This window comes from Cohnella fermenti, assembly GCF_004801405.1.
GTDB classification, from domain to species: Bacteria; Bacillota; Bacilli; order Paenibacillales; family Paenibacillaceae; genus Cohnella; species Cohnella fermenti.
In genome coordinates, this window is record NZ_SSOB01000015.1 from 106,890 (window position 1) to 125,363 (window position 18,474).

7 protein-coding genes and 1 pseudogene are annotated in these 18,474 nt (G+C 57.0%); 7 read left to right on the forward strand and 1 reads right to left on the reverse strand.

Translation table 11 applies throughout. The features are described from left to right. The first annotated feature begins 35 nt into the window (after window positions 1–35). The 4 genes and pseudogenes from E6C55_RS13670 (at window position 36) to E6C55_RS13680 (ending at window position 11,614) form a co-directional block, all read left to right on the forward strand. Window positions 36–1,430: an NCS2 family permease gene (locus E6C55_RS13670; RefSeq protein WP_136370352.1), complete on the forward strand. Its 1,395-nt coding sequence runs from the start codon at window positions 36–38 to the stop codon at window positions 1,428–1,430. Between the two features lie 217 nt (window positions 1,431–1,647). Continuing rightward, on the forward strand, window positions 1,648–4,725 hold the full coding sequence (locus tag E6C55_RS13675; RefSeq protein ID WP_136370353.1) for a BTAD domain-containing putative transcriptional regulator: 3,078 nt from the start codon (window positions 1,648–1,650) through the stop codon (window positions 4,723–4,725). 220 nt (window positions 4,726–4,945) lie between these two features. Then, a pseudogene (locus E6C55_RS35390) lies at window positions 4,946–5,182 on the forward strand (S-layer homology domain-containing protein); the annotation flags it as partial. 84 nt (window positions 5,183–5,266) lie between these two features. Then, window positions 5,267–11,614, forward strand: a complete 6,348-nt coding sequence (locus E6C55_RS13680) for an InlB B-repeat-containing protein (RefSeq protein WP_230986678.1) — start codon at window positions 5,267–5,269, stop codon at window positions 11,612–11,614. 60 nt (window positions 11,615–11,674) lie between these two features. Here the strand turns inward: E6C55_RS13680 and E6C55_RS13685 are convergent, their stop codons facing one another. Continuing rightward, window positions 11,675–12,541 (reverse strand): AraC family transcriptional regulator, encoded by an 867-nt coding sequence (locus tag E6C55_RS13685; protein WP_136370355.1) that lies wholly within the window; start codon window positions 12,539–12,541, stop codon window positions 11,675–11,677. Between the two features lie 184 nt (window positions 12,542–12,725). On the opposite strand from E6C55_RS13685, the gene E6C55_RS13690 reads away from it, so the two are divergent. The 3 genes from E6C55_RS13690 (at window position 12,726) to E6C55_RS13700 (ending at window position 18,380) form a co-directional block, all read left to right on the forward strand. After that, window positions 12,726–13,796 (forward strand): glycoside hydrolase family 88/105 protein, encoded by a 1,071-nt coding sequence (locus E6C55_RS13690; protein WP_136370356.1) that lies wholly within the window; start codon window positions 12,726–12,728, stop codon window positions 13,794–13,796. After that, window positions 13,786–15,522, forward strand: a complete 1,737-nt coding sequence (locus E6C55_RS13695; RefSeq protein ID WP_136370357.1) for a hypothetical protein — start codon at window positions 13,786–13,788, stop codon at window positions 15,520–15,522. The genes E6C55_RS13690 and E6C55_RS13695 overlap by 11 nt, the downstream gene beginning before the upstream one ends. Before the next feature lie 569 nt (window positions 15,523–16,091). Next, window positions 16,092–18,380: an AraC family transcriptional regulator gene (locus E6C55_RS13700; RefSeq protein WP_168735634.1), complete on the forward strand. Its 2,289-nt coding sequence runs from the start codon at window positions 16,092–16,094 to the stop codon at window positions 18,378–18,380. Window positions 18,381–18,474: the final 94 nt, after the last annotated feature.

An 18,474-nucleotide genomic window follows, 5' to 3' on the forward strand; every position in this document is an offset into this window, starting at 1 on the left:
ATTCCAATTTATAAACAGAAGGGACACAATAAACCATGGAGCGATTCTTTAAGCTCAAAGAGTTCGGCACCAATATCCGCACGGAGATCATGGCGGGCATCACGACGTTCATGACGATGGCCTACATTCTGGCCGTCAATCCGCTCGTCCTTGGGCCGTCCGGTCTGGACACGTATGGCATCTTCCTCGCAACGGCGCTCGGCGCGGGCATCTTCACGCTGGCGATGGGGCTCTTCGTCAACTTCCCGGTTGCTCTTGCTCCAGGGATGGGACTTAACGCGTACTTCGCGACAACCGTCGTCGCGTCGCAGGCGACCGGCCATCCGATCAGCGCCTCGATGGCGCTGGCGGCCGTCTTCCTCTCCGGGATCATCTTCCTGATCCTGACGGTGACGAAGGTTCGCCAACTGCTTGTCGTCGCGGTTCCGGACGGTCTGAAGCACGCCATTACGGTCGGCGTCGGCCTGTTCATCGCCATCATCGGCTTGAAGACGAGCGGCGTGATGACGATCTCGCTCGACGCGTTCGGCCGCTCCTTCGAGCAAGGCAGCTACACGAACCTGGGAGGCAGCGAGACGGTCATCCACATGGGCAATCTGGAAGACCCGATGGTATGGCTGACGATCATCGGCCTTATCATCATCGCGGCTCTGATGGTTCTCCGCGTTCGCGGCGCGATTCTGTTCGGCATCCTGATCACGACTCTGATCGGCGCGATTCCGGGCATCGATGTCGTCGACTTCGGTACGCTTAAGGGGCAGGATTGGGCACCGGACTTCACGCAGCTTAACTTCTGGGACTTCGACTTCGCCGATCTGCTCTCGACCGGCCTTCTGACCGCTATCGCGACGTTCACGTTCGTCGAGCTGTTCGACACGTTCGGCACGCTCGTCGGCACGGCCAACCGCGCCGGCTTCCTGAAGAACAAGGATGAAGGCAACAAGCGCATCGGCAAGGCGATGCTTGTCGACTCCGTTGCGGTAAGCGGCGGCGCCATGCTCGGCACGAGCACGATGACGGCGTTCGTCGAGAGCTCCGCGGGCATCGCGGAAGGCGGTCGCACCGGTCTGACCTCGTCGACGACGGGCGTTCTGTTCCTTCTGTCGCTGTTCCTCGCTCCGATCGCGTTGCTCATTCCGACTCCGGCAACGAGCGCGGCGCTGATCGTCGTCGGCGTTCTGATGATGCAATCCGTCAGCGAGATCGACTTCAAGGACCTGACGATCGGCATCCCGGCGTTCCTGACGGTCGCGATGATGCCGTTCACCTACAACATCGCGAACGGCATCTCGTTCGGCATCGTGTCCTATGTCGTACTGGCGACCCTCGCGAACGTTCGCGGCGAGAAGACGCACAAGGTTCACTGGCTGATGTGGATTCTGTTCGTTCTCGTCATCGCGCGTTACCTGTTCATCGGCTCGGAGGGCTAAACTTAAGCCAAGCCTAAGCCCATCCTTTTGAACATAGCGGTCCATTCCGTTACATTCTCCAAAGCGTTCCCTCTGCCAGACGGAGGGGGCGCTTTTTCTCGTCATTGCACAAGGCGCTATTGACATAAATCTTCATAACAACCGTGTAGGAAATTACGTATCGGTGTCGAAAGTATACTTTATTACTTATTTATCGTCATTATTTCGGAGGGGTCCGATGATTTCTGCGACAAAGCTGCACATTCCTCTTGAACGGCATGCGTTGGTTACCCGCCCGGATTTGCTTCATCTGCTGGATGAGGGCATGGATACGAAGCTGACGCTTCTGGTCGCTCCATCCGGCTATGGGAAAACAACGGCATTAAGCGAATGGGCCAATCAGAGAGGCAAGCTTGTTGCGTGGGTGTCGCTGGGCAAGCAGGACAACGAATGGATCACATTCTGGAGTACGATCCTCGCTTCGATCCGGAATCGTGTCGGCGGATTCGGCCAGACCGTATGTCCGTTGCTGACAGAGGGGCCTTCCGCATCTTCCGCATCGATGGAGCCGGCGATGACTGCGCTGCTGAATGAGTTTAATGGCCTTCCGGACGAGCTGGTCATCATCATTGACGATTATCATTTGGCTGCGGCGCCTGTCATTCAGAAGTCGATGAGCTTCTTGCTCGAATTCCTCCCGGACCATATTCATTTCTATATCGCAAGCCGCCATGACCTCCCCTTTCCGACAGCAAGATTGCTCGCTAAAGGAGAGATGCAACGCGCAACGATCGAGCATTTGCGGTTCCGGCCGGAGGAAGCGGACGAATTCTTCCGGGAGACGACGGATTTGCACCTGTCGGCCGAGCAGATCAGGCTGCTTCACGACCAGACCGAAGGCTGGATTAGCGGCTTGCGGCTTGCAGCCATCTCACTGAAGCGAAGCGGCAATCTGGCGGAATCGATCCGTCAATTCAGCGGCCATCAGCAGCACATAGCCGATTATTTGCTCGAGGAAGTGATTAGCGATCTGCCGGAGGCGGTGCGAGATTTTCTGCTGCACACTTCCGTGTTAAGTCAGATGAATCATGCCTTGTGCGAGGCGGTGACCGGTCAAGCGAGAGGCCAGCAGCAACTGGAACAACTGGAACAACTGCAGCTTTTTATCATTCCGCTGGACGATCAGCGTGAGTGGTATCGCTATCACCACCTGCTGTCCGATTTCCTGCAGTCGATGCTCGCGCGAAGAGAGCCTAAGCTGTGGATTCAGGCGAATGTGCGTGCCGCGCAATGGTTGGAGAATAACGGCTTTGTCGAAGAGGCTGTGGAGCATTATTTGGCAGGCAAGCAGTATGAAGCGGTCGTACAATTGGTTGAGGCGCATGCTCATGAATTCCTTAGTGGAGGCAAGAACAACATAACTGCCCGTTGGGTCATGCAAGTGCCTGAGCAATATGTCTCAAGCCGACCGCTTGTCGAACTGTTTTGTTTGTATGCGATGGTCGGCATCGGGCAATTCAGCAGCATTCCGGCCCGTGCAGATCGGCTTCGAATCCGCTTCGAAGCGCTGAAGGATCAGCTTGAACCCGACATGTGGCGCAAGACGCTGGGAGAGATCTATTACATCTGCGCTTCTGCTGCCTATATAACCAAAGACCTCGATCGTGCCACTGCTTATTTTATCCGCGGGGATGAGCTTGCATCTGAGCATAGCGTATTTATTCAAGGCGGCAACAACAAGCATTATTCAACGGAAGAATTCGATGACCATCTAAGCTACATAAACGACTATCATGCGGCTGCACGATTCTTCGCCAGGATGACGGAGCATTGGCGGGACCGAGTAAACCATCCCTATGCGTCGCCGATGTGTGCTTCATACGCCAAGCTGCTGTGCGAGTGGAATCGGATAGAGGAAGCGGAGGAATGGATCGACCGCCTGCGCGGTGCAGCCGGGTTCGCGCCGGTTCCTCGCAATTTATATCAATTGGATGTGGCGGCTTCGAGAATTCAACAAGCGAAAGGCAATTCCTTCGAAGCGGCGATGCTGCTGGAGCAGCTTAAGCTGAAGATCGATTCTCCCGATTATGCCATCTTCCAGCGCAAGATCGAAGCGGAACAAGCGAGTCTGGCGGTGCGTCAAGGCGACCTGGTGTCCGCTCGGAAGTGGCTCCAGCAATGCGGAATGTCGTACCTGGACGAAGCAACGCTGGACCGAGTGCCCGAACAGTTGGCGCTCGTTCGTGTGCTTGCCGCCTGCGGACAATTCGAATCGGCGCTGTCTCTTGCAGAGAGGCTGTATCATCTTCTGACGAAGGAAGATCGCCTGCGGGATCGCATTCATATTCTGATCTTGCAGAGTATGGCGTTCTATCATAGCGGTCGGACTGAGCATGCGATGGCGAAGCTGGATATCGCGCTGCGCTTCGCGAAGCCGCAAGATTTCGTCCGCAGCTTCGTGGATGAGGGCCCGTCGATGGCGAAGCTGCTGTCTATGTATGTGCAATCGTATGTGGACAAAGGCGTGGAGTCTGCGGAAGTGTCCCATTATGCGAGCCGCTTGCTGCATGAGTTTAACGATCGTCATGCTTCGCCGCGAATGAGGATTCGATGTTTTGGCCGCTTGCGAGTGGAGACGGAGAACGGCGCGGCAATCAAGTGGCGGACATCCAAGACCGAGGAATTGATGGCCTTTCTCCTGCATCATCGCGGCGAGACGGTGAGCAGGGATCGCATTCTCGATTGTTTGTGGGAAGAGGTGCCGGTCGACCGGGCAGGGGCCCAGTTCAATACGACGGCTCACTATTTGCGCAAGGCGTTAAGCCAGCTTGGCTTTGACGGCATCATTCAGCATGTGGAAGACGGTTACCGAATCGATAGGAGTCGGTTGGACTGCGATCTCGATGAGTGGGACCGCTTGCTGGCCGCTCAATCGCAGATCGATGACAGCAAGCTGCAGGACTTTGCCAATGAGCTTGTTCAATTATATCGCGAGGGCTATATGGCAGGAGCTTCGTACGAATGGGCAGAGCCGACGCGGGTTCGCGCGGAGAGCGAATGCGTTGCATTGCTGCTTCGTCTCCATGAACGCGAGCTGAAGCAAGAGCGATACGATGCCGCTGCACAGTTGCTGAGGCATGCGCTTGCGCGAGATCCGTTGAATGAATATATTCATGAACTGCTCATTCAAACGCTGGTGCAAGCAGGCGACCGATTCTCGGCGATCAAGCAATACGAGGCGCTCCGGAAGATGCTGCAGACCGAGTTCAGGCTGGAGCCGAAGGAGGCCTTTAGGAGATTGCTGGACATAAACTGAGGTCTTATTTTTCAACGCGATCTTTATTTTCCAACGGGGAGTATCCCTTGGTCATCTTCGGAGACTGAGGGGTGCTCCTTTTCCATGCGGTGCAATTGTTTAGGAGTTGTTTAGACCGGATGTGCTACGGTGTAGCAAAAATCGGCATTTTCCGAGGGGAAGGGTGTTGAACTTGGACAAACGATATAAGCGAACGATCAGCTTCTTGCTCTTGTTAGCTATGTTGGTATCGATAATACCAACGGGGGTATCCGCTGCCTCCCCCCATACGATTGCGTCCACAGACTCCTCTTCCATTCCTATTGAATGGCATGATGCATCACAGAATGCAGGGGCTGCGGCAAGCGGATTCCAAGATGTCCAATCAACGGACTGGTTCTATGAGGCGGTAAACTATGTGCAGCAAAATGGTATATTCACGGGTACGGGAGCAGGCACCTTCTCTCCCAGAGGAACGATGACCCGTGCTATGTACGTAACGGTACTTGGAAGAATCGCAGGCGTTGATGCAAGCCAATACACCGCCCCTGGATTTGCAGACGTGTCCTCGACCGCTTGGTATGCGCCTTATGTGCAGTGGGCAGTCGAGAACGGCATTACAAGCGGCACGGGCAGCGACACCTTCTCGCCTGACGAGACTCTATCAAGAGAAATGATGGCGACGCTGACATTACGATATTTCGAGAATGCGAGCATCGCTTATCAAGCGGACACCCCAATAACGACGTTGCCGAATGACTTGGCGGATACTTCTCCTTGGGCGGCAGACGCGGTCACCAAGCTGTGGCAGGCGGGCGTGATTACCGGAGATGAGCATGGCAATCTCAATCCCAAGTCGAGCGCCACTCGTGCCGAAGCGGCTGTATTCTGCATGCGCGCCAACGAAGTTGTGAAGGCGTCGGCCAACCAGCAAGTCGATCCGGAGTCGTCGGCATCTCTGGAAGCAAGCGAGAACGCTGGCAGCGGAGGCGGTGGAAGTGGCGGCGGAGAAGGCGGCGGCGACTCGGGAGACAACGGCGCTGCAGCCTATACCATTACGTTTGAATCCAACGGCGGCTCTGCTATTGCCAGCTTGAAGCTCAACAGAAGCGATACGCTTAGCGGTCTTCCGGCTCCGGGAAAGCAAGGGTTCATCTTCCAGGGCTGGTATTACGACAGCGACTTCACGCAAGTCGTCGTCGAGGGGGCTCCGGTCACCGGCGATACGACGCTGTATGCCAATTATATAACGGGCCCCGACAGGGCTGTGGAGAGCATTCCCAGCGTAACGGTGCTGGACCAAGCGCCAACCTTCACCATTGATGTGATCGATGCGACTGGCAGCATGACGGCTGCTCAAGTGCAAGAGGGGATGACGTTCGAGGCCATGGCCAATCCCGCGTTCGCGGGTATCGTCGTCACGGGCGCGAATGGTCGCTTCACAGTGGCGTCCGCGGCTCAAGACGGCGAATTCGAGGAAGGCAACACGTATCAACTCACACTGACGGATAAGAATCTGTCCTACAAGGGTCAAGATGCTGCGACGGCCATCTATGTGTTCAGCATCGCCAAACAAGCGGTTCTGAATGTGCCGTTGAATCCGGACATGATCTATCTGGCATTCTCGGATGTATCGAATATGATGCTGAACGGCGAAGAGGTGGACTCCCCTGCGATTCCGGTGATCGCAACGGAGCTGGGAGGCGCCGGCTCGAAATTAAGCGAGGCGAATGTGGGCAGCGGCACCTTCGAATATGCCGGGAGCACGGCGATTCAAGAGGGTGACATCGTCGCGATCTATGAAGGGGTTCGTCCGGATCTTCGCAGCGTCGAGACAACCGAGAGCGGAGAGGTCGCTTATGTGCAGATCGCGGCGATTGAAGGCAACACCTACACCTATACCCATGCCGATTCCAAGGCGGTGCTCGCCAAGCCGGATATCCTGCCTGTAAGTATGGAGGCGGACACGGATGGAGACGAGACGAATCTCTCTATCAGGGTAGCGCATGACACCATGAATTATAGTGACAGTCGATATGCGCCGTTGGGCCTGAGCGAGCTTACGGTTGTCAATGAGGGCGACTTTATTGCGTTCTACAATGGCGAATTCGATAGCCATGCGAGCTTGGAGAGTTACGGCCTTATCACGTCAATAACACACGATGCCGAGATGGATATCATTACGTATACCGATGCCGCGCTGGAGCAAATTACGAGCGCTCTGAATGTGTATCAGCAACAAGCGCTTGATGGCGAACAGTTGTTGTCCGACGAGAGTGTCGCCGTATTGGAAGGGCAAGTCAAGCAGCAAGCGGTAGCCAGCGGGTTCGTCGTTCAAGCCGCCGATTATTTGTCCGAAGTAGCCGTGAGCACCGCCAGCTTCAAGGAGGAGTACGTCAAGATTGCCTCACTGTCTTCGACTAGCGTTGCTTCCAAGATTGACGTGGAGAATCTGACCGTCGTCCCTGCCATAACCAGCACGTTAACCAATCTCACGGGATCGGGCGTAAGCGTCTCGCTTCAAGTGGGCGCTGATGTTGTCATTCATATGGACGACGAGAGTGACATTGTCATCCACCTGACCGCTGCATTTATCGAAGAGATTCGCATGGATCTCAGTATCAATGGCGATACCCAAATCGGATGGTATTGGATCTTCCCGTACGTTCAAGATTACATCATCACCGCCAATCTGGATGCCTATACGTTCACCGGGATCAACATCACGGCCGAGATTGCCACCGTTGCCAACGATGAGCTGGAGGATGCGTTAGAGGATTGGCTTGATGCCAAGACCTCCGGCAAGTTAGGGAAGGTTCGGGATATCGCGACGGAGCTCAAAGCGTTGATCGACGGTGTGCAAGATACCGGAGTAGACGCGAAGACGCTGAAGATGAGTTACCGGAGCTTATTGGAGAACGAGACGGAATGGGTTCCATTAATTAACCAGAGCCTCATCGATCGAAGCCTAAGAGTGTGCCTTGGCATCGTTGAGATCAACTTCTCCGTCGATTTTGTCGTCAGTGCCAATGTGAATCTGTCGGTAGGAGCAGACTTCAATTACAAGAGTGCCAAGCGGTACTCCGCTGCCGTACGCATTCTTAGCTTCACGGGCAGCAGCAACACGGTGAGTCTTCCAGGCGATGGGGATTACCAGTTTAAGCTCTACGTACTGGGGACTCTCGGATTGCGAGCGGGCGTTGAGGTGACGCTTCAAGCGGGTATTGGAAGTGTCAAGTGGGACAGCATAGGCATCTCCGTTGAGCCTGGCGTGTACTTGAATCTGTGGGGGTACTTCTACTACGATTTGCAAAAATCGGGCTCTGTGCAAACAAGCGAGTCTCTTGGCGCCTTGTACGTGGAACTGGGCATTTATCTGGAATCGCAGGTCGGGGCGCAGTTGGGCGATGGGCTGCTCTCAGGCGATGTGACCCTGTATGACAACACCTGGCCGCTATTCTCTGTGGGCTCGGAAGAAAGCGTAGACGACTTCGCCTACCAGCAGAACGACACGCTCGCGATCAAGCTTTCGGGAGATATGGAAGCAACCAAGAGTATGGTCTTGCCGGCCAGCATGTTCACCATGAGTGTGATGGATCTGAGAACCGGGGACACGTACGCCAAGGCGTTCGATAAATCGAATTACACCATCACGGTTGACAATGCGGACTTCACGTACGATTCCAGGACGAACACGCTCAAGCCGACGGATTCGAACAAGAGCGCTGCCAGCGGAACCATGACGGTGAGATGGAATAACGCGCCGCTAGCCTTTACGTCCACTCCTATTCAGCGGACGTATGATCTGACATGGTTGAAATATTCAGGCAAGAGAAGGATCGTGCTTAATACGGGCAATGGAGGGCTGGCTACCTACATCCTCGCGGAGTATAAAGACAAGATCGTTGCTCCGGCCGATCCCGAGCGTCTGGGCTATACCTTCGAAGGCTGGTATACGGATGCGACTGGCGGCACGAAGTATGTCATTCCGGACACGATGCCGGGAGAGAATGTCATTCTCTATGCGCGTTGGGCATTGAGAACGGATATGCCGTACACCATTGAGCATTATTGGGTCGATCCGAATAGCGGAGCTGCGACGCTCGCGGCAACCGAGAGCTTGACGGGCACAGCCTTCTCGACGTTTACGCCTGCGAATACCGACCGCTTCAAGGCTCAAGGCTATGTGTATACCTCTTATGCGAGTACGGGCGCAAGCACGATCGTGAGCCGGAATGCAGATGGCGACGTAACCAAAACCTCCGTGTACATTAATGGATACGGTACGACAGTGGTTAAGGTTTATTACGTGCGGGATACGAGGGTGATGACGTTTAATGCCGGCTATGCGGGCGGCCCAACCTTTACGAAGTCGCTGCAGATCGGGCAAAACTTCACATGGAGGCCTTCGATATCCAGACCGGGCTATACGCTGGTCGGATGGTTCGAGTCCGATGGCGTCACCTCCATTCCGGGTACGGTGCCGGGGCAAGATACCGCATACACGGCGAAGTGGCAGGCTAGAACCGATACCTCCTACAAAGTCGTCTACCTGCAACAGAATATGGCGGTGAACAACCAGCTCGTGCCGGTTCTAAGCAATACCTACACGATCGTTGATCAGCAGGAGTATAGCGGCACAACGGATACCGCAACGATTACGGCGAAGATGAAGGACTATGAAGGATTCACCTTTGACAGCAGCAATCCGGCCACCCTTCTATCGAGCACCATATCAGGGGACGGATCGACGGTCCTGAGATTGTACTACACACGCAATACGTATAAGGTAACCTATGATCTGGATGGCAGGGTTTTCGTAGGGGATACGGATGATCCTTATGTATTCGCTCTTCCATACGGAGCTGCTGTAGGCTCGATAGGCGCCATCAATAAGGCTGTAGCTCAAGGAACGGGAGAGATCCTCACCGGATGGACACCGTCCCTTCCGACAACGGTGCCGGCGCATGATATGACGGTCGTCGCACAGTGGAGCGCGAAGCTGGCCTCCTATACGGTAACCCATTACAGGCCGGATACAACGGGCCAATACACGATAATCGAGAAGATGACATTAAGCGGACCCGTAGACGAGACAGTTACAGCAGCAACGAAGAGTTATGAAGGGTTCTCGATTGACTCCGCTGTAGTTGCTGCAGTTGCATCGGGTACTGTCATCGATTCGACGACGAGTCCTCTCGAATTGAAGCTGTATTACAAACGCAACGTGTACACGGCGACGCTCGATCTCAATGGAGGGACTGTCTATGCAGGGACTTCCAGCGCGAAGACGGGCACTTACACGCCAAGCATACTTTACGGGTATTCCCTCCCGTCCATGCCCGTTACGCGGGCAGGCTATGTATTCGCAGGCTGGTCGCCTGCTCTGCCGGATCGTATGCCTGCCGGGAATATCTCATCTGTTGCACAGTGGGAGCCGGATTACACGATAACGAGCGTGAGCATAGACCATACGGAGCCGGCGATAGGCGATACATTAAATGCCGAGGTTATCATGGGGGATGGTCAGTCTGCAAGCAATCGCGTAACCTATCAATGGAAGGTTGAGACGGAGGCCAGCGGAACGTATGTGAATGCGGCAGGCACAGGCAATACAACGGCGAGCTACACAGTTGCTGCTGCGGATGCGGGGAAGAGGCTGCAAGTGGCAGTGACGGGGGTCAGCCCGATAACCGGCACCCGAAGCGCAACGACCCATGCGGTATCCGTTCCGATCTCTGAAGTCACGATCGACAATGTGTATCCGGTTTATGGCGATACGCTTACCGCCAGTGCGACATTGAGCGATGGCAGTGCCGCAGGCAGCAGCGTGACTTATCAATGGAAGGTCGAGACAGAGGCCGGCGAGACGTATGAGAATGCTGCAGGCGATGGCAATACAACGGCAAGCTACACGGTTGCGGCAGCGGATGTAGGCAAGCAACTGCAAGTTGTGGCATCGTACATGGGTCGAGCGGCAGGAGCCGCAACAAGCGAAGCGACCCATGCGGTAGGCGTGTCTATCGCAAGGGTTGCGATAGACAACCCATCTCCTCGGATTGGCGATATTCTTACAGCCGCCGCAACGATGGCTGACGGCACATCTGCGGGCGACCGCGCGACTTACGAATGGATGGCAGAAGATATAGCCGGAAGCGGCGTGTACGTGTCCGCTGCCGGTGCGGGCCGGACAACCGCGAGTTACACCGTTGCGGCAGCGGACGCAGGGAAGAAGCTGCAGGTGTGGGCGATTGGCGCCAAGGAAGGCCTCGGTATGGCAATCAGTGAAGCAACGGATGCTGTTCAGGCGGCCGCGTTCGAGCCGCTTCCGGAATGGATCGCGAGTGCAGAAGCATTGGATCTGGAGTCGGCGACCGTCACTGTCGTATCCGCAACGGAAGTATCCATAAGCGGTGCTGCGCTGACCGATGATTGGGCTCTTCCGGAAGACGTAACGCTGAATATGAGCGATATGACGTTGAATGGCCACACCTTGACCCTTGCAGCAGGCGCAACGCTGAACGTGAGCGACTCTACAATGGATGGCAATATAGAGGCTGAGGCAGGCTCGACGTTGAATGTGAGCAATACGACGATAGACGAAGGTTATTATTGGAACATCCGGGAAGACGCCGCATTGAATGTGAGCGGCACAGTTACGCTGGCAATGGCAGCATCGTTGATCGTCGACGGAACGGCTGCTGTTCTAAGCTCTGCGACGGTGAACAATAACGGTACCATCACAGGATATAGCGGCACCGGCGTCATTACGAACGACGGTACCATCACGAACAACAGCTCCATTATGAATTCCGGCACCCTCACGAATAACGGCACTATTATCAACACAGCCGGTGCGATATGGAGCAACTTCGGTACTTTCGCCGGCAACGATCCGATTGCCAATTAGCTGTGACAGCAGGGCCTCCCCAAGCCGAAGAAGGCTGGGGCGGCCCTGTGTTTGCTTCCGTTACGTCTTCCCGAAGCGGGAACGGTATCCGCTTGGCGTCGTGTGGGTGAAGCGCTTGAACATATGGCAGAAGTGCGACAGGTCGCGGAATCCGACCTCGGCCGCCACCGCGATAATCGGCCAGTCGGTCCGGAGCAGAATCGCCTTCGCCTTGTTAAGGCGCAGCGCAGCCACGTATTCATTGGGCGCGAAGCCGGTTTGGTTTTTGAAGATGCGATACATATAGGAGCGAGACAGGCGGAATTTGGCCGCGACCTCGTCCATCGGCAGCTCTTCCTGATAATGCTCGGAGAAGTATCGCAGGATCTGCTCCACCTTGACGTCCGCCGCCGATACCGACCGAGCCGGAGCCGGGCCTCCCGTTCGCAGGCGGGCGATCTCCGCCAGCCCCCGCAGCAGCAGCCCCTTCACGGCGGCTTCGGCATACGGCTCGTGCCGGGCCAGCTCGTGCTCGAGCTGCAGCAGCAGCTCCTGCAGCATCGCCGCATTGTTCGGCGCAGGCGTCAGACAGAGCAGCCGATCGTCGTCGGGCAAGCTCCGGTACGCATCCGCAAGCGGAGCATCCGTCTGAAGCAGCTTCTCCCAGTAGTGCTCCTCGATGGACAGCACGAAGCGGTGGAACGGCTCCGATTCCGGCCGCGACAGATGCAGCCGCATCGGCGGGATGATGAACAAGGCGCCTTCCGCAAGCGGATACATGCGATCCCCTGCGAAGAAGCGCCCCTTGCCCTTGGCGCATAAGTAAACCTCGTACCCGTTGTGGGAATGCAGGCCGGGTTGGCGCAGCGTCTCCGTGCGGAAGCTGCAAATAACCGGCGCTCGCTCCAGCATCGAATTCGTGACGGCATCGACAGCTTCCGAACTCATAACATCCCTTCTCTCCCCGGTTCGATTCCTGTTCCCATTCTATCAAATTCGAGCCGAATAGGGAGCCGTTCGCCAGTAGACAATTCCCCAACTTAAGAAGTGAATTCCCCAAGAGACCCGAGAGGAGGAAGAGTATAGTCGTAGGGGAAGCACGAAGAAGGAAGCATGAGGAGTTGGGCAAATAATGGGCATTCCGGAGAAAAGCTTGATCGGCGAGCGGGCGCAACGTGTGTATGAACGATTGAACCAAGGAACGGACGGCGAATGGGGCATGGATCGCAACGCTTGGGATTGGGTGCCCGGCGTTGGCGTCATCTCGCAGTTGGCTTATTACGAGCGCAACGGCAGCCCGGAGATTATCGCGGACCTGCGCCGCTGGGTCGCGGCCAACCGCCACCGCGCGGGAGCCGTCAACGTGATCAATTCCATGGCGCCTTATGCGATTTTCCCGGCGCTGTATCGCCTGACGGGAGAGAGCGGACTGCTCGAGGAAGCGAAGCGCATCGGCGATTGGATGCGGTTCGAAGCTCCTCGCACGCGCGGGGGAGCCTGGGAGCACACCGTGACCGAGGATGCGAGCTTTCCCGAGCAGGTATGGGCCGACACGGTCTTTATGGCGGCGCTGTTCATGTCCAGGCTGGCTCGCGTTACCGGCCAAGAGGAATATGCCGAAGAGGCAGTGCGGCAGTTGACGCTTCACCTGCGGCAGCTTCAGGACGAAGCGACCGGCGTGCTGTTCCACGGTTGGGATTGCCGTGCGGGCAATCCGCTGTCCGGAGCCCGCTGGACCCGAGCGAACGCCTGGATTGCGCTCGCGACGCCGATGATGCTCGAAGAGCTGAAGCCGTTCGGGACTATTCCGGACGAGGTTCCCGAGCGATATCGAACGCTGATGACGGCGCTCGGCCGTTATCAATTGGAGGGCGGCTTATGGCCGACCGTCTTGGACCGCCCCGACTTCTATACCGAGACGTCTGGCAGTGCGGGCATTGCCTGCGGCATCCTGTACGGCATCCGTCAGGGATTGCTGGAGCCGAAGCTGCAAGCGGTTGCCGACCGGGCGCTGCCGGCCGTGCTGGAGCGGATCGGGAGCGACGGGACCGTGACCGGGGTGTCGGGCGGCACGCCGGTGCTTCAAACGGTCGAGCATTACAACGAGGTCCCCTGTTATCCGACGCTATACGGACAAGGCTTGGCGCTAATGCTGCTGGCGGAATACAACGGAGCGAAGGGAGTGTCGGGAGATGGCGAATAACACCATCGATTGGGAACAGGAATTCCAGGAGAAGCTGCGTCAGATGCACGAGAGCTACAACCCGGAGAACCGCCTTCTGCGGTGCCCCTTCTCCAGTCCGGGATACCATACGAAGATCAAGCAAGCGGACTTCGTGCATCCGACCCGGCAAGCGGCGGATTACGCGCTGGCGCTGCTGGATGGAGGCGATCCCTCCTATCGGCAGCGGGCATTCGATATCTTGCAGGTGCTCGTATCCTTGCAGGACCAGGACCCGTCCTCCCCTACGTACGGGATTTGGTCCTGGTTCTGGGAGGAGCCGCTGCCGGAGATGGCTCCTCCCGACTGGAACTGGGCCGACTTTATCGGCAAGCGCCTGCTGTTTGTCCTGCACCGCCACGATTCGCTGCTGCCGGAGCAACTGAGGCTGGATATTCGGCAAGCCGTCCGCAACAGCTGCGAAGCGATTATTAAACGGAATATCGGTCCTCACTACACCAATATTGCCATTATGGGCAGCTTCGTCACCATTATTGCCGGGGAGCTGCTGGAGGACTCCCGTTACCTGGAATACGGCCTGGACCGATTGCGGAAGCTGCTTGATCACACGCGAAGAGAAGGCGCGCTTCAGGAATACAACAGCCCGCCCTATAGCTCGATAGCGATTACGGAGCTCTCCGCGATTGCCGTCTGCACCAAGACCGAGCAGGCGCGGCAGATGGCGGAGGAGCTGTTGGACATCGCATGGGGCATGACGGCCGAGCACTTCCATCCGCTGCTGAAGCAATGGTCCGGCCCGCACGCCCGCTCCTATTCGATCTTCACGGAGCGGGAACGGTTGACCTTCCTCCAGATGGCATTCGACGGGCGGCTCGATGTTCTGGAAGGCTCCGAGCCGGCCTACGATCCGGAATGGCACGGGCAGGGCGTACGCTGTCCGGACAGCTTCCTGCCGTTGTTCGCCGAGTGGAAGGGGAACCGGGAGATCAGCCAGAAGCTTCCCGACGAAGGCATGCCGCTGCAGCGCAAAGCTTATACGTATATGACGCGCGACTATTCGCTGGGGTCGTTTAACCATCAAGCGATGTGGAACCAGTGCCGCAACCTGCAGGCTTACATCGCAGGAGACGGCGGAGAAGCGATCAGCTTGCGGCTGCGCGTGCTGCATGAGGATTACGACTTCTGCTCGGCCGTTATCCGCACGGAGCAGCGCGGCGGCAATGCCCTGTACGGCATTCGCTTCTCGCTCGACGGAGGGGATACCCATGTCAACCTCGATCCGATCCACGGGCGGACGAAGGCCCGCGATCTGCGGATTCGGTTGGAGATCTCCAACCGAAGAGGGGCAGGGGCGCCGCGCTGGGAACGGCTCGCGGACAATCGCTACGAGGCGACAATCGGCTCGACGAAGGCGACGGTTACCGGGTTGTTCGCAGCGATGAGCGGCTTCGGACCGTTCCGTTGGGAGACGTCCGCAGGAACGGTTCAGAGCCGCAGCGGCGAATACGACGGTTCGTTCCTGGACCTGGTGCTGCATGCGGGAGAAGAGAGGGAGGTCGACTTCCATGCGATGGAGGAGGCGCTGCTTGGCTTCGCGCTCAGCTTGACCGAGCCGGGGCAGGAGCCGCCGACCGCCTCCGCGGAACGGCTGCAGGACCGGGTCGGCTTCGAGCTGGCCGACGCTGCGGAGCCGCTCCGCCTGACGCTCGGCGTCAAGCCCGGGCCGGTGGCCGAATTGTTCGGCTAAGTTCGTTCGGGCGATGGAGCGCCGAAGTGACCAAGCATCCAGGCATCCAGGTATCTAGGCGTCCAAGCATCTAAGCATCTAAGCATCTGGAGTCTGCATGGCCCTTCCGGCATATTATCGCCGGAGGGCTTTTTGCGAATGGCGCACCTAGCCAGATAAGTTCCGAATCCCTTTATCCTGTCTGACGCCTGCGCCAAGCTTCTCTCGCCATCTGAGGCTGCCAAATCCGCACCGATGTCGCCGAAGCCGCAGGAGGCCGGGAATGTATGTGAAAATCCACATTGGAGCAACGCGATAACGGGCAGTTTGGGCGATTGTATGTGAAAAATAGCATACATCCGAAAAATCCCGGCTCGTTTTGCCGGATGTATGCTAAAAACCATATAAAATGCTGCAATTCCTCCCAAACCAAGCCGACGAATGCGAAAAACCGCACAAAACCGCAAACGTCCTCGGGCCGGGAGGGGCTGGCATTCTTTTGAATGGCAGCCCCGCCGCTCTGGCTCTGGCATATGAGGCGATTCGTTGATATACTGATCTGCATCCGAAGGAGAGTGAGGAGGCGGTACATGAAGCCAAACATAACGAACCGGATCATGCTCATCTACGGAGGCGTGCTCCTTGTCATCATTACGCTGACCGTCTTGCTGTCTTATCTGGGGACGGTGCGCGGCTTGCGCGATCAATTGAAGGAGACGAATTACGCGCTGCTGAACCAGATTATCGAGAAGATGGATCGCAGCTTCGCACAGATCGAGAAGGATTTGCTCCAACTGACGAGCGAGCTCGAATTTGTGTATTTTATGAACGACAGCTACGAAGGAACCGCGCAGAAGTACGCCAACTTCTATGCCCTGAACAATAAGATGAGCAAGTTTATGAGCCGCAACCTGCAGTTCTCGTCCATTTACGTCTATTCTTCTGTAAGCGGTAACATATTGACCCAGGACAGCTATATAGATATCGACCAATCGAATAATCAATGGATTGCCGATTATCTCGACATGAACGGCTACTTCAAGTGGCTGCCGACGCATTCGATTACGAACGGGTACGCCAAGGAGAACGTCGTAACCTTGATCCGCTCCTACCCGGCGATCAGCAAGCCCGGCTTCCGCACGGGGCTGCTGGCCGTCAACATGAAGGAGAGCGAGCTGTACCAGATGATTCGGGATATTTATTCCGAAGGCTACAAGGGGCAGACGCTGGTCATCGACAGCGAAGGCAATGTCGTCACTCACGACGACAAGAGCAAGCTGACGAGCCGGCTGGCGGACAAGCCGTACGTGCAGCAAGTGCTGGCCGGGCCTGCCGAGGGCTCCTTCGAGATGACGATCGAAGGCGACAAGCAGACGGTGTTCTACGCCACTTCCGCCTACACCGGCTGGAAGGTCGTCAGTATTATTCCGGAGAGCCAGGTGTACCGTCCGCTGACCGTTATGCGCAATCTGCTGATCGGCTTCGCGTCCGCGATGCTGGCGATCGGATTTGTTGTCCTGTTTATCGTCAGCCGCCGGACGATCCGGCCGTTCGACCGGTTGATCGGACGGCTGTCGGGCAAGTACCACGCGATCCCGAAGCCGGCGGGGGGAGGCGCGTCGTACCTCGAGCATGTGTTCGACGAGCTGTTCCACGACCGGGAGGTGCTGGAGCGGCAAGTGCGGGAGTCCAAGCCGATGATCAAGTGGCGGATCGTCATGGATATGCTGACCGGCCATCGCGCCGAATACTCGGCCGTCCATCATCAATTGGAGTTCGCCGGGGTGAAGCTGCATCCGGAGCGGATCGTCGTCTGCGCGGCGGAGATCGGCAAGGAGGGCGGCATCGCCTCCAAGGACGAGACGCTGTACACGTATGCGCTGTGCAACGTGGCGGAGGAGATCGTCAATGCGGAATATGCCGGCGCGGCGATCGATGCCGGAGGAGGCCACGCAGCGCTGCTGTTCAGCTTCCCGGACGGAGATTCGGCGCAGAACCTGATGCGCGTCACCACGCTGCTCGAGCAGATCCAGGACGTGATGCAGCGGCAGGTCGGCGTGTCGGTGACCGTCGGCGTCGGCAGTTGCTGTACGGAGTTGAAGAAGCTTCCGGAGAGCTACGGCGAAGCCCAGTTCGCCCTCCGCTACAAAATGGTGACAGGACCGAACACCCTCATTCTGATCGATGACCTCAAGCCGCCCTCCGACCAGGACTATTACCGGTTTATGCGCTCGATAGACCGCATCTGCGACGAGCTTAAGCAGGCGGAGCGCGAGCAACTGAAGGCGATGGTCGACGAGCTTTATTCGGAGGCGGTCGGCGTCGGTCTGTTGCCGGAGCTGATCCGGCAATTCTCCTTCGAGCTGCTGATGCGCTTGATGCAGGCGGTCGAATCGCTCGGCATCGCCACCGAGCCGATACGCGTTCGCAACAGCAATCTGTACGAGCGTATCCAGCAATGCGACAATTGGCGGCAGGCCGAGGATCTTGTGCAGTCGTTCCTCGGCGAGCTGATAGACGAGCTTGAAGCGAAGCGGAGCCAACGCGGGCGCAACGATACGATCGAGCTGATCCGCGAGTATATCGGCGAATGCTACGGCGACAGCGGATTGTCGCTGGACCGGCTCGCCGAGCGATTTAATCTCAACCCCGCCTACATCAGCCGCTTGTTCAAGATACACGCCCAGACGAATTTTATCGACTACCTGATCGAGACCCGAATCAACGCCGCGAAGCAACTGCTCAAGGATCGTTCCGTGCGGGTGAACGAGATTTCGCATAAGGTCGGTTATACGAACAGCCGCAGCTTTATGCGCAGCTTCAAGAACTATACCGGGCTGACGCCGACGGAATACCGCGAGCGTTTCCCGGATTCATAAGCCGCTCTATCGCCTTTCCGCGCTCCCTGCGGAAGGGCTTTTTTTATTGCCGAAGGGGGGCAAGGACAAAGGATGTCGCCCAGGTAAATAGTTG